This window comes from Pseudonocardia sp. D17, from assembly GCF_036984265.1.
GTDB classification, from domain to species: Bacteria; Actinomycetota; Actinomycetes; order Mycobacteriales; family Pseudonocardiaceae; genus Pseudonocardia; species Pseudonocardia benzenivorans.
In genome coordinates this window covers 1-12610 of sequence record NZ_BPRG01000008.1, presented here as the reverse complement: position 1 = coordinate 12610, position 12610 = coordinate 1, and the positions used below count along the sequence as shown (strand labels likewise).

Here is a 12610-nt window from a genome sequence, read left to right as displayed (position 1 = left end):
CGGTGAGCGCGACGGCGCCCGCCGCGACCCGCACCGCGAGTGCCGCGCCCGTCAACGGCGGCGTCGAACGGGGTGCCGAAGTTCAGGTGCGACGGCACGCCCCGCCACGCCTGCACCGACACGAGCACGGTCTCGACGACGCACGCCGCGGTGAACAGCGCCAGCCACGACATCCGGGCACGCACCCGCAGCAGCGAGGTCACCCAGGTGACCGTCGCCAGGGTCGTCCCGAACGACAGGCCGAACGTCGCGGCCTTGCGCAGCGAGGTCGGGCCCGTCCAGGACCCGCCGGTCGTCAGCAGGATCGCGACGTGCACGAGCCCGCCCACGACGAGCATCGCCGCGACGACGTAGGCGAGCCGCTCCACCGGCCGGGCCTCGGCAGGGATGCGACGCAGGTCCCCGAGAACCGTGCCGCGCCCAGGAGAAGGGCTGGTGACGGTGGTGGGCGGCGGGTTCATGACGGTGATGGTCGCCCGCCGGGCCGGGTCGGCGAATCCGCCGCCGGTCGACAACCGGGATACGCCCCGGGGAGTACGCGCCGGCACCGACCGTCGCGGTGACCCCGATCCGGCCGACCTACGCTGCGGCGATGACCGGCCGCACCGAGTACGAGACCCTGTTCACCGAGATCGTCGCCGACGGCGTCGTGCTGCTGACCCTGAACCGTCCCGACCGCGCCAACGGGGTCGTCCCCGAGCTGGCGCGCGACCTCGTCGCCGCGCTCGACGCGGCCGAGGCCGACCTCGACGTGCGCGCGCTCGTCCTCACCGGCGCCGGTCGCCAGTTCTGCGCGGGCGCCGACCTCAAGGAGATGCACCGCCATCTCGCGGAGGAGATGCCCCGCACCGGAGAGCCGTACAACGCGCGCGTGATCTTCCCCGTCATCGAGCGCGTCGTCGCGTCCCGGTTGCCGACGGTGGCCGCCGTCAACGGCGGGGCGACCGCGGGCGGGTTCGACCTGGCGCTGGCCTGCGACATCCGGATCGCGTCGACGGCCGCCAAGTTCGGCGAGACCTACATCAAGCTCGGGCTGCCGCCGGGAAACGGCGGCACCTGGTTCCTGCCCCGGCTGGTCGGGCCGGGCCTGGCCGCCGAGCTCGCGCTCACCGGCGACGTCGTCGACGCCGCACGGGCGCGCGAGATCGGGCTGGTCAACCGCGTCGTCGAGCCGGCGGCGCTGATCGACGAGTCCGTCGCGCTCGCCGCGCGGATCGCGCAGTGGTCGTGGCGGGCGCTGGAGATGACGAAGCAGTCGCTGCGGTCGGCGTGGTCGGTGGACCTGACGTCGAGCCTGAACAACAACTACTGGGCCGCGGTCGGGTTGCAGGCCGGGCCGGACGTGGCCGAGGGGGTGGCGGCGTTCGTCGAGAAGCGGCCCGCGCGGTTCAACCGGCGCCCGCACCCGCCGCGCACGCCAGAGGGCCCCGCGCCCCGGACGGTCTGAGGCCGCCCCGCCGAGGGTGGCGCCGGGCCCGACCGGCCGGGGGCCTACCCTCGGACGGGTGCCCCGACCGACGTCCGTCGCGCTCCCGACCGCCCGCCGGTGGTCGCCGTCGCCGCGTCCGTGCGCGCGCCCCGGGTGGCGCGGATGAGCGCCCCCACCGGCGCCCGCACCGCCGAGCAGGCCGCGGGTCGGTGGGGACGGGTGCCGCTCTCGCGACGCTCGCGGATCGTCGTCGCGATCGCCGCGCTGGCCACGGCCGTGGTCGCCGCCGTCGCGACGATGGTGCTGCTCGGCTCGTCGCGGCCGCTCTACACCGCCTCGGCCACCGTCGCGCTGGTCCCGGCCCCCGGCCTCACCGCGGACCAGCAGTCGAACGCCTGGAAGGACATCACCAACGGTCGGGCGACGAGCGTCGCCGTCGTGGTGCTGCGCCAGACCCAGTGGCTCACCGCCGCGGCGCAGGCCGCCGGCACCACTCCGGACCGCATCGAGGTCGACGTCGCGCCCGGCACCGCGAGCGCGACCGGGCTCAACACCGCGTTGATCGACATCGGCGCGTCGGCGCCGTCGCCGTCGGGCGCGGAGGCCGCGGTGGCCAGCATCATCCAGCAGGCCGGCCCCGCGATCAACACGACCGCGGGCGGCTACGCGGTGCAGGTCGCCGACTCCCCCGACGGTACGGCCGTGCCGACGCCCAAGCCGCGCAACGAGATCCTCATCATCGTGCTGCTCGCGGGTGCCGGCGTCGGCGGCGGTCTCGCGTGGACCCGGATGCGCCGCCGCGAGGCGCAGGCGCGCGCCGCGGCCTGACCGCGGTCTCGGCGGCGCACGTCTGCGCCGCTCCCGCGACGACGGCACGCGGCGCCCTGTGCCCCGCGATCGCGGCGGCCGCTCGCCGCAGCTGACTCCCGATCTGCGGACCGGTTCCGGCTGTCGCGCCGCGTCCGCGTGATCGCAGCCTCCGGTCGGCGATCGGCGGCTTGACCAGCTTCCTCGATTATCGATAATCGAGCACGGCCGTGATGGAGCGCACAGTCTGGGGGCGAGGTGGCCGACGGTACCGGGGGTCTGCCCCGCGCGGTACTGCGCGAGCAGCTCCGGGAGCGGTTGCTCGCCCGCATCCTGGACGGGGAGTTCGCGCCCGGGGAGCGCATCGTCGAGAGCCGCGTGATGAAGGAGTACGGGGTCAGCCAGGCCCCGGTCCGCGAGGCCCTGCGCGACCTGGAGGCCATGCGGTTCGTCGAGAGCTTCCCGCACCGGGGCGTCCGGGTCCGGATGATCTCCGAGCGCGAGCTCGCCGAGATGTACCCCGTCCGGGCCGCGCTGGAGGAGGTCGCGGGCCGGGCTGCGGCGCCCGTCGTCACCGACGGGACCCTCGCGCTGCTCCTCGACGAGATCGAGGCGATGCGCGCCGCGAGCAGCGCCGACGACGTGCACGCCGTCCTGGTCCACGACGCCCGCTTCCACGAGATCATCTTCGAGACGGCCGACAATGCGCTGCTGCTCGAGGTCTGGCGCTCGCTGCACGCCGAGATCCGCGCGCTCGTCACCTACAACCGGGCCCGCGTGGGGCTCGCCGAGATCGTCGAGTCGCACGTGCCGATCCTGCAGGCACTCCGCGAGCGCGATCCCGCCCTCGCGGGCAAGCAGATGCGCCACCACATCGAGCACTTCGGCTCGCTGGCCTTCGCCGCCGGCGGCGCCGACCGTCCCACAGCCCGTCCCGACTGACCGGTCACACACCGGTCAGCAATCCCCGCACAAGGAGGTGTGGAGTGAAGCCTGCGGCGTTCGCCTACCTGGCACCGCGCGACCTCGACGAGGCGCTCGACCAGCTCGCCGAGCACGGCGCCGACGCGCGCGTGCTCGCCGGCGGTCAGAGCCTCGTCCGGTTGATGAACGCACGACTGGCCAGTCCCTCGGTCGTCGTCGACATCAACCGGGTACCCGGACTCGACGCACTCGCCGTCACCAACGGTTCCGGCCCGGCGACACTGCGGTTGGGCGCGACGGTGCGCCAGCGCACCAGCGAGCTCTCCGCCGACGTCGCCACGCACGCGCCCCTGCTCGCCGAGGCCGGCGCGCACGTGGCACACGCGCCGGTGCGCAGCCGCGGCACCGTCGTCGGCAGCGTCGCGTTCGCCGACCCGTCGGCCGAGCTGCCGGCGGCGCTGCTCGCCCTCGACGGCCGCGTCGTCGCGCGCAGCCGGTCCGGTGAGCGGACGATCGAGGCCGACGACTTCTTCACCGGCCCGTTCCGCACGTCCCTCGACCCCGGCGAGATGGTCGTCGCCGTCGAGGTGCCGGCGGTCGGGGCCCGGACCGGGAGTGCGTTCGTCGAGGTCGCACGCCGGCACGGTGACCTGCCGGTGTGCGGGGTCGCCGCCACCGTGACGCGGGCCGACGACGGGAGCGTCGCCGGGACCCGGATCGCGCTGTGCGGGGCGGGTGAGCGGCCCGTGCGCGCCCGCGCAGCCGAGGACGCCCTGACCGGTTCCGACGGGGGCGAGGACGCCGTCGCCGAGGCCGCGGCCCGGGCGGCCGACGGGCTGTCGCCGATCGGCGACTGTCACGGGTCGGCGGACTTCCGCCGCCACCTCGCGCGCGTGCTCACCGGCCGCGCGCTGCGCACCGCCATCCACCGAGCGGCCGGGGAGGCCACCGATGTCTGAGACGACCTCGACCGCGGCGCCCGAGAAGGTCCGCGTCCGCCTCACGGTCAACGGCACGTCGCACGACCTGCTGGTCGAGCCGCGCACCCTGCTGGCCGACCTGCTGCGCGGCGACCTCGGGCTCACCGGCACCCACCTGGGCTGCGAGCAGGGTGTGTGCGGCTCGTGCACCGTCCTCGTCGACGGCACGGCCACCCGGTCCTGTCTGGTGTTCGCCGCGCAGCTCGACGGCGCCACCGTGCGGACCGTCGAGTCGCTCGGCGGCGTCGACGGCAGCCTGCACCCGATCCAGCGGGCGTTCCACGAGAACCACGGCCTGCAGTGCGGCTTCTGCACCCCGGGGATGCTGATGGGCACCTGTGAGCTGCTCGAACGCACCACCGAACCGGATCCCGACGACGTGCGGGAGGCGTTGGGCGGCAACCTGTGCCGCTGCACCGGATACCAGAACATCGTGAAGTCGGTGTGCGCGGCGGGCCGGGCGCTGGCCGCGGAGCGGAACGGAGCGCAGGTATGAGCACCGTCGAGGACCGTCCGACGACCGCCACCACCGGCTCCCCCCGCGAGGGCGAGCGCCGCTGGGTCGGGCGCAGCGTCCCGCGCAAGGAGGACCCGAAGCTGCTGGCCGGGCGCGCCACGTTCGTCGGCGACGTCACGCTGCCCGGCATGCTCCACGGCGCGGTGCTGCGCAGCCCCCACGCCCACGCCCGGATCGTCTCCATCGACACCAGCGCGGCCGAGGCGATCCCGGGTGTGGCCGCCGTGCTGACCGGTGCGCAGGCCGCCGAGCTGGTCAACCCGATGCCCGCGTTCTGCGCCGAACCGGTGCCGCAGACCGCGGTCGCGATCGAGCGGGTGCGGTACCCCGGCGAGGCGGTCGCGATCGTCGCCGCGACCGACCGCTACATCGCCGAGGACGCGTGCGCCGCGATCCGCGTCGAGTACGAGGTGCTGCCGGCCGTCGTCGATCCCGAGGCCGCGATGGCCCCGGACGCGACGCGGATCCACGAGACGCTCGACTCGAACGTCGCGTTCCACCGCACTCTCGACTTCGGCGACGTCGAGGGCGACCTGGCCCGCGCGCACACCGTCGTGCGCACCCGGGCGCGCTGGCACCGGATGGGCGCGCAGCCGATGGAGACCGCGGGCGCGGTCGCGTCGTGGGACCCGTTCGACAAGTCGATGACCGTGTACTCGAACTCGAACTTCCACAACTTCCTGCCGTGGGCGTTCGCCGGGATGCTCGGCGTGTCGACGAACCGGCTGCGGATGATCCCGTGCGCCGTCGGCGGCAGCTTCGGCAGCAAGCACTTCATCACCAAGGTGCTCGCGATCGCCGGCGCGCTGTCGAAGGCCACCGGCCGGCCCGTGCAGTACCTCGAGGACCGGGTCGACAACATCGCCGCCAACGACAACGTGGGCTGCGACCGCATCTACGACGCCGAGCTGGCCCTGGCCGAGGACGGCGAGATGCTCGGGCTGACCCTGCGGATCATCGACGACTACGGCGCCTACTTCCAGTTCGCGCACGGCCAGCACGGCAACGCGATGGCCCAACCCACCGGCCCCTACCGGATCAGCAGCCTGCGCTACGACGTGTCGTGCGTGCTCACCAACAAGGTCCAGCAGGGCTTCTTCCGCGGCGCCGGCGCCGACCCCGGCAACTTCGTGCTGGAGCGGCTCGTCGACAAGGCGGCCGAGCAGCTGGGCATCGACCGTGCCGAGATCCGGCGGCGCAACTTCATCCGGCCCGACCAGTTCCCGTTCAAGACCCCGCCGGGCAACGTCTACGACTCCGGCAACTACGCGGCCGTGCTCGACAAGGCGCTCGAGCTCGCCGGGATCGACGACTGGCGCGCCGAGCAGGAGCGGCTGCGCGCCGAGGGCCGGTACCTGGGAATCGGGCTCGCGACCTGCCAGGAGCGCACCGGCTACAACGCCTCGGAGTGGTGGTTCCTCTACGACAACCCGCCGCTGCCCGCGACGAGCACGCCCGAGAGCGTCAAGATGGACGTCGACGCCATGGGCGGGGTCCGGGTCGAGGTCGGCTGCCCGTTGTGGGGCAACAGCCCGGAGACCGTCGTCAGCCAGGTCGTCGCCGAGGAGTTCGGCATCGACCCCGCCGACGTGTCGGTCACCTACGCCGACTCGACGACCGGGGCGATGTCGGCGGGCCCGGGCGGCAGCCGGCTCACGATCATGCTGTCCGGCGCGACCCGCGGCGCCGCGCGGACCATCCGGGACAAGATGATCCGGATCGCCGCACACGCGATGGAGATGGACCCCGCCGACGTCGAGTGCGTCGACGGCACCTTCCGTGCCAAGGGTGCGCCGGGCACGTCGATGTCGATGGCCGACATCGGGATGCGCGCGCACCTGTTCTTCCACGACACGCCCGAGGACGAGTCGAGCGGCCTGGTCGCGGTGCACACCTACGACCACCCCTACTCGACGCCGCCGTCGGCCGACCGCAAGGACATGGGCGCCTTCTACCCGATGGTGTCCCACGCCTGCCACATCCCGATCGTGGAGGTCGACCCGGAGACCGGCGTGGTGACGCTGCGCGCCTACTACGCGGTCAACGACTGCGGGACGGTGATGAACCCGACGCTCGTCGAGGGGCAGATCGTCGGCGGGATCGTGCAGGGCATCGGCGCGGCGCTGATGGAGGAGTACCGCTACGGCGAGGACGGGGCGCTGGACACCCCGACCTTCCGCGAGTACCTGGTGCCGAGCATGCACGAGGTGCCCGAGATCGTCGTCGAGCACCTGGAGACGCCGTCACCGTTCACCGAGTACGGCGTCAAGGGCGCCGGTGAGGGCGGGCGGCTCGTCGCGCCGACCGCGATCGCGAGTGCGGTCGACGACGCGCTCAAGCCGCTCGGGGTGTGGGTGGACGAGCTGCCGATGACGCCCGAGCGCGTCGTCGGCATGGTCACGGACGCGCGGGAGGGCCGTCCGTGACCACCACCCGCCCGCCTGCCGCCGGGCCCGCCGCCGACGTCCCCGACGCGGTGCGGGCCCGGGCGGCAGGCCTGGTCCGCACGGGCCGGTCGTTCTCGCTGGCCGCGACGCGGTTCCCCGGGATGCCGTTGTTCCCGGGCCACCCGCAGTTCCAGGTGCTGAGCTACCGCACCCCGCAGGGGCTGCGCCAGGCCGGCGAGAACCTGTGGGCGCCGCACCCCAACGAGGTCGGCCTGGGCTGCATGACCGAGGTCGTCTCCGGGACCGTCCACTCCGGCGCCCACGTCGACGCGCTGGCGCACATCACCATCGGCGACGAACATCGCTGGTACGGCGGGGCGAACGCCGCCGAGCACCTGGGCGACTTCGGCCCCACCGTCGGCGACGCGTCGAGCATGCCGGCGATGTTCACCCGCGGTGTGCTGCTCGACCTGGCCGCGCACCGCGGGGTGGACTGCCTGCCCGCGGGCGCGGCCGTCGACGCCGCGGAGGTCGAGGACATCTGCGCGGCGCAGGGGGTGACGATCGGGCAGTGGGACGTCGTGCTGTTCCGCACCGGCTACATGGGGCTGTGGCCCGACCGGGCCCGGATGGCCGAGCACCTCACGCCGGGGCCGGACATCTCGGTGGCCCGGATGCTCACCGAGCGCGGGGTGATCGCCGCGGGCAGCGACACCGAGACCTTCGAGGTCCAGCCCGCGCCGGATCCCGGTTCGCCCGCCAACCCGCAGCCGGTGCACGTCCACCTCCTGGTGGACAACGGTGTCTACATCATGGAGAGCCTCGACCTGGAGGAGCTCGCCGCGGCCCGGGTGTACGAGTTCCTCTTCGTCGCGCTGCCACTGAAGATCGCCGGGGCGACCGGCTCGATGGTCGACCCGCTCGCGGTCGTCTAGGAGGGGAACGAATGGACTCCGGCAAGGTCATCGTCACGTGTGCGCTCACCGGCGGGATGACGGTCCCGGCGCAGAGCCCGGCGATCCCGGTCACGGTGGCGCAGATCATCGAGGAGGGGGTCGCCGCGGCCGAGGCGGGCGCGGCCGTCCTGCACATCCACGTCCGGGAGGAGTCGACCGGGCGGCCCGTGCAGGACGTCGAGCTGTTCACCCGCGTCGTCGAGGGGTTGCGTGAGCGCACCGACGCCGTCCTGCAGCCCACGACGGGCGGCGGGCGGGGCATGACGATCACCGAGCGGGCGGCCGTCGTCCCGCACCTGAAGCCCGAGATGGCGACGTTCAACGCCGGCAGCTTCAACTTCGGGCTCTACCCGGTGGCGCGTCGCGACCTCGACTTCCAGGACTGGGAACGGGAGTACCTGGAGGGCACCCGCGACTACGTCTTCCGCAACACGTTCTCCGACATGGAGTACCTGGCCGGGCTGATGAAGGAGGCGCGGACCCGGCCGGAGATCGAGATCTACGACGTCGGCCAGCTCTACAACATCCGGCGGCTCGTGGCCGACGGCGTCCTGGAGGCGCCGTTCAACCTGCAGTTCGTGCTGGGGGTGCTGGGCGCCAACGCCGTCGAGGCCGACCAGCTCGTGCACATGGTGCGCACCGCGGAGCGGCTCTTCGGCGTCGGCGGGTTCACCTGGTCGGCGGCCGGGATCGGCTACCCGGGCCAGTACCAGGTCGCGGCCCTGGCGCTGGTCATGGGCGGGAACCTGCGGGTCGGGCTGGAGGACAACCTGCGGGTCCGCCGCGGGGAGCAGGCGAAGTCGAACGCCGACCTCGTCACCAAGGTCGTCGAGCTGGCGGGGCTGTTCGACCGCACACCCGCCACCCCGGCCGAGGCCCGCGAGTTCCTGGGGCTGCGCGGCGCGTGACCCGTGAGTGGCGATGGTCGCCCGGGCGACCATCGCCACTCACGAGCGCCGGGCCCGGGCCAGGCCGCCCTCGATCGCGACCCGCACCTCGGCACCGGGAGCGAGGCCCGGCTCGCAGCGGCACATCACGCGCACACCCTCGGCGAGGTCGACGAGGCAGAGCCCGAACGGTGTCGGCGGGTGGCCCTCGCGCGGGGCGCGGTGCACGACCGTCACCGCGGCGACGGTCCCGGGGCCGGACGCCGGGGCCGTCGACACCCGCTGCGAGCCGCACCGCGGACAGGCCTCGCGGCGCAGGTACCAGCGATGCCCGCAGGGTGCACACGCGTGGAGATCGGGCGTCACGGTGCCTCCAGCACGGCACTGACGTGCGCGGACATGACGCCCCCGTCGCCGTGGACGAGGGCGGTCGTCGCCCGGGCGACGCGCTCGCCCGCCTCGCCGCGCAGCTGGGTCACGGCCTCGACGACGTGCGCCAGCCCGCCCCCGACGCCGCAGTGCCCGTAGGAGAGCAGGCCGCCGTGGGTGTTGAGCGGCAACGGGCCGGTGCGGTCGAACCGGCCGGCGGCGGCGTCGGCACCCGCGCGGCCCGGCGCGCTGATCCCGATCTCCTCCAGCAACAGCGCGAGCGTGATCGTGAAGCTGTCGTAGACCCCGAGATGGTCGACGTCGGCGAGATCGCGGCCCGCGTCGGCCAGCGCGCGGTCCGCGGCGTCGCGCGCGCCGAAGGCCGCCTCGTCGGCCTCGGTGAGGTGCTGGTGGCGGTGCCCCTCCCCCACCCCGGTCACCCGCACCGAGCGCGGCCCACCCGCCGCGGTGACGACGAGCGCGGCGCCGCCGTCGGAGACCGGGCAGCAGTCGAGCAGCCGCAGCGGCTCGGCGACCGGTCGCGACGTGAGGACGTCGTCGACCGTGAGGGGCTCCCGGAACTGCGCGCCGGGGTGTGCACCGGCGTGCCGGCGCATCGTCACGGCCATGGGGGCGAGCGCCTCCGGGCCCAGGCCGTGGCGGTGCAGGTACGACGACGCGAGCAGCGCGTAGTACGCCGGCACGGTCCCGCCGAGCGGGACCTCCTGCTCGGCGTGCCCGACCTGGGCGAGAGTGCGGGTGGCGTCGTCGCGCGAGCGCCCGGACGCCCGGTCCTCCCCGCCGACGACGAGTACGGCCCGCGCGTCACCGGCCCGGACGAGCCGGACCGCGGCGGCGACCATCGCCAGGCCGGTCGCACCGCCGACGCTGGTCCCCGCCGCGATGGCCGGCCGCACCCCGAGCCGCTCGGCGAGCAGGTCGGCGGGCATCAGGTGGCCGAGCGTCGTGGCGTATCCGCAGAGCACGGCGTCGACGTCGCGCGGGCGCAGGCCTGCGTCGTCGAGCGCCGCGCGGGCGCCCTCGGCCTGCCACTGCAGCGCGGACCGGCCGGGCCGGACACCGAAGGGCGTCAGGCCGACGCCCGACAGATGTGCCGCCACCTCCGCACCCTCTCAGACCGGCGGCGCCCGCACCGTGCGGGAGCGACACGCCGCGGACGTCCACAGGTGGTAACGGCGCGACGACAACGGGCGAACGTCCTGGCGTCGTGTCACCGGACCGAGCGGGGTAGACCAGCGATGACGTTCCAGCTCGTGGCGCTCCTGGTGGTGGGCGTCGCTCTCGTGCTGTCCGTGCTCGTCCAGCTCACCCGACGGCGGGCCCGGCACTCGGTGCGCGTGACGGGTCGCCAGCCCGCGGTCGCGCTCGTCGACACCCGCCGCGCGCTGCGCAGGCCCCGGGGGCACACCCGGTCCCGGTTGCGCACACGGACCTGACGCGGCGGGTGGCAGGGTCCCCGACTCCTGCCACCCGCCGCCGGTGCCGCGCGGTCGGCCGACTCCCCAGTGGACGGACCCGCGGTGCGCGCCCGCGGTCGGGAGCTCCGCGGGCACGGCGGCCGGACCGGCGCGACGATCGCTGCTGCGATGTGCGGCCCTGTCCGACACGTTCGGGTTACCTCGGATGCGGACCGTCACAAACATCCTCTCGTCAAACCTGCCGAGAACATCCGGAACGCCCGTCTTCGCCGCCCGTCTCGGACGATGTCGTGGCCCTCCGTGCTCGCACCTGGACGCGACGTCACCCCCGGCAGGACTGTCGGGAACCACGCGAACCGGACAGGCGCACCTGCAACGCCACCCCGTCGAGCGTTTTTGCCGACCTCTTGCTCGACTTCGCCCCACACCAGACCGTTCGGTTCCTACCCTCGAACATATGGAGGACACCGCCGTTGCGCCCACGGCCGCCGGGCGGATGCCACGGCTCCGGCCGTCGCGGCGCCTGACCACCGTCGCGGCCGCGCTCGTCGTGGCCGCGATCGCGGTCGTCGGTACCCAACTGGCGCTGGGTCCCGTCGTCCAGGAGTACCGCGCGACCGCACAGGTCGTGCTCGTCCCCGCCGCCACGACCGCGCCGGAGGACGTGCCGTCGGCCTGGGAGTCGCTCTACGACCTGCGCGGGCCCAAGGTCGCCGCGGCCGTCCTGGCGGCGCCGCGCTGGGTCGGACCCGCCGCGCAGGCCGCGGGCGTGCCGGCCACGGCGCTGGCCGTGACCGCGACGCCGGTGGCGGGGACGTCGCAGATCAACCTGACGGCGACGACGACCGACCCGCGCGCGGCCGAGACCGCCCTCACGGCGCTGGTGCAGGCCGCCACGCCGCTCACCGAGCAGCTCTCGGGCCCGTTCTCGCTGGTCCTGGCCGAGCCCGCGACGGGCACCGGCGCCCCGACCGGCATCCCGCGGGTCACCTGGCTGGCGATCGCGGGCGTCGGCGGCCTGCTCCTGGTGGCCGCCGGCGTGGCGCTGCTGAACCGGCGCGACCGTCGCCGCGCGGAGCGGTCACCCGCCGGGCACGGCGGCGGCGCGGCACCGGCCGCCGTCCCGGAGGAGGACGTGGTGTCGGCGGGACCTCCGCAGGACGACGCGCCGCGTGACGCTGCCGCCGACGACACGCCCGGCGACGCCCCCGAGACCGGCTCGCCGAGTGGCGCGGACGACGCGCCGGGTGACGCCCCCGGGCCCGGCTCGCCGACTGCCGCGGACGGTGCGCCGGTGACGGCCGCGCCGACGTTCCGGCCGTCACCGCGCCCGCGGGCGGCCGAGCCGGGTCGCACGCCGGAACCGGTCGGCGGGCGGCCGCTCGGCGACGGGACCCGGGTGGCCGACCCGGCTCGGTGAACCCGTCCCGGTCGGCTGCGGGCCGGCGCCAGCCCATCAGGCGAAATCGCGCGCGAAACGGGGCGAACGTCGCACCGTGCTCATCCGGCCGTCGTTGCAGCCCGTGGAAGCGACAGCGGTGACGGTCGGGGGTGTGCGGTGGCGGATGTGCGACGGTACGGACGGTGGGCGGCGGTCGCCGGTGCGGCGGCGACGTTGACCCTCGGCGTCACCCCGCCGCTGTGGGCGGCCGACCCGCCCCCACCGGGCGCCGGCGCGGGCGGGGCAGGCGGGATCCTCATCGGCAACGGCGGTGAGGGCGGCACGGGTGGTGACGGCGCCGTCCTGGGCACCGACGGCGGGGCCGGGGGTCGGGGCGGCGTGGCCGGCACCGGCGGCGGCGCCGGGGGTCGGGGCGGCGTGGCCGGCACCGGCGGCGGCGCCACCACCGGCAGCGACGACGGCGGGGCGGGAGGCGCCGGCGGCAACGGGGGCGCAGGCGGCACCGGCGGGGGC

The 12610-nt window shown here is 74.9% G+C and carries 13 protein-coding genes and 1 pseudogene; 12 read left to right on the top strand and 2 right to left on the bottom strand.

Annotated features, from left to right (window positions below):
* The first annotated feature begins 72 nt into the window (after positions 1-72).
* The 9 genes from PSD17_RS00955 to PSD17_RS00915 all read left to right on the top strand — a co-directional run bounded on the left by PSD17_RS00955 (position 73) and on the right by PSD17_RS00915 (position 8908).
* Positions 73-354, top strand: a complete 282-nt coding sequence (locus PSD17_RS00955; protein ID WP_339120981.1) for a hypothetical protein — start codon at positions 73-75, stop codon at positions 352-354.
* A gap of 238 nt (positions 355-592) precedes the next feature.
* On the top strand, positions 593-1447 hold the full coding sequence (locus PSD17_RS00950; protein WP_041761100.1) for an enoyl-CoA hydratase/isomerase family protein: 855 nt from the start codon (positions 593-595) through the stop codon (positions 1445-1447).
* 144 nt (positions 1448-1591) lie between these two features.
* Complete coding sequence (locus PSD17_RS00945) at positions 1592-2257, top strand: hypothetical protein (RefSeq protein WP_132975417.1); 666 nt, start codon at positions 1592-1594, stop codon at positions 2255-2257.
* Between the two features lie 237 nt (positions 2258-2494).
* Positions 2495-3178, top strand: coding sequence for a GntR family transcriptional regulator (locus tag PSD17_RS00940; RefSeq protein WP_013674629.1), 684 nt, complete (start codon positions 2495-2497; stop codon positions 3176-3178).
* 44 nt (positions 3179-3222) lie between these two features.
* Complete coding sequence (locus PSD17_RS00935; RefSeq protein ID WP_103380583.1) at positions 3223-4119, top strand: FAD binding domain-containing protein; 897 nt, start codon at positions 3223-3225, stop codon at positions 4117-4119.
* Positions 4112-4636, top strand: a complete 525-nt coding sequence (locus tag PSD17_RS00930) for a (2Fe-2S)-binding protein (RefSeq protein ID WP_013674627.1) — start codon at positions 4112-4114, stop codon at positions 4634-4636. Before PSD17_RS00935 ends, PSD17_RS00930 begins: the two co-directional genes overlap by 8 nt.
* On the top strand, positions 4633-7083 hold the full coding sequence (locus PSD17_RS00925) for a xanthine dehydrogenase family protein molybdopterin-binding subunit (RefSeq protein ID WP_013674626.1): 2451 nt from the start codon (positions 4633-4635) through the stop codon (positions 7081-7083). Before PSD17_RS00930 ends, PSD17_RS00925 begins: the two co-directional genes overlap by 4 nt.
* Positions 7080-7979: a cyclase family protein gene (locus PSD17_RS00920; RefSeq protein ID WP_339120976.1), complete on the top strand. Its 900-nt coding sequence runs from the start codon at positions 7080-7082 to the stop codon at positions 7977-7979. Before PSD17_RS00925 ends, PSD17_RS00920 begins: the two co-directional genes overlap by 4 nt.
* An 11-nt stretch (positions 7980-7990) precedes the next feature.
* Positions 7991-8908 carry a 3-keto-5-aminohexanoate cleavage protein gene (locus PSD17_RS00915; protein WP_013674624.1) on the top strand — a complete coding sequence of 306 codons (918 nt, stop codon included), beginning with the start codon at positions 7991-7993 and terminating at the stop codon, positions 8906-8908.
* 39 nt (positions 8909-8947) lie between these two features.
* Here PSD17_RS00915 and PSD17_RS00910 read toward each other — a convergent pair whose 3' ends face one another.
* Positions 8948-9253, bottom strand: coding sequence for a Zn-ribbon domain-containing OB-fold protein (locus PSD17_RS00910; protein ID WP_103380582.1), 306 nt, complete (start codon positions 9251-9253; stop codon positions 8948-8950).
* The gene (locus PSD17_RS00905; protein WP_103380581.1) at positions 9250-10377 is read right to left on the bottom strand and encodes a thiolase family protein; all 1128 of its coding nucleotides are present in this window, start codon (positions 10375-10377) and stop codon (positions 9250-9252) included. The genes PSD17_RS00910 and PSD17_RS00905 overlap by 4 nt, the downstream gene beginning before the upstream one ends.
* A gap of 138 nt (positions 10378-10515) precedes the next feature.
* Here PSD17_RS00905 and PSD17_RS00900 point away from each other — a divergent pair, with 138 nt between their 5' ends.
* The 3 genes and pseudogenes from PSD17_RS00900 to PSD17_RS00890 form a co-directional block, all read left to right on the top strand.
* Positions 10516-10713, top strand: a complete 198-nt coding sequence (locus tag PSD17_RS00900) for a hypothetical protein (RefSeq protein ID WP_013674621.1) — start codon at positions 10516-10518, stop codon at positions 10711-10713.
* Between the two features lie 439 nt (positions 10714-11152).
* Entirely contained in the window at positions 11153-12115 is a 963-nt protein-coding gene (locus tag PSD17_RS00895; RefSeq protein ID WP_339120969.1) for a hypothetical protein, read from the top strand.
* A gap of 138 nt (positions 12116-12253) precedes the next feature.
* Positions 12254-12610: pseudogene (locus PSD17_RS00890) on the top strand (hypothetical protein); the annotation flags it as partial.

Coding starts and splice junctions, on each gene's coding strand:
- PSD17_RS00950 (WP_041761100.1), top strand. CDS start 593: ATGACCGGCCGCACCGAGTACGAGACCCTGTTCACCGAGATCGTCGCC.
- PSD17_RS00945 (WP_132975417.1), top strand. CDS start 1,592: ATGAGCGCCCCCACCGGCGCCCGCACCGCCGAGCAGGCCGCGGGTCGG.
- PSD17_RS00930 (WP_013674627.1), top strand. CDS start 4,112: ATGTCTGAGACGACCTCGACCGCGGCGCCCGAGAAGGTCCGCGTCCGC.
- PSD17_RS00925 (WP_013674626.1), top strand. CDS start 4,633: ATGAGCACCGTCGAGGACCGTCCGACGACCGCCACCACCGGCTCCCCC.
- PSD17_RS00915 (WP_013674624.1), top strand. CDS start 7,991: ATGGACTCCGGCAAGGTCATCGTCACGTGTGCGCTCACCGGCGGGATG.
- PSD17_RS00900 (WP_013674621.1), top strand. CDS start 10,516: ATGACGTTCCAGCTCGTGGCGCTCCTGGTGGTGGGCGTCGCTCTCGTG.
- PSD17_RS00895 (WP_339120969.1), top strand. CDS start 11,153: ATGGAGGACACCGCCGTTGCGCCCACGGCCGCCGGGCGGATGCCACGG.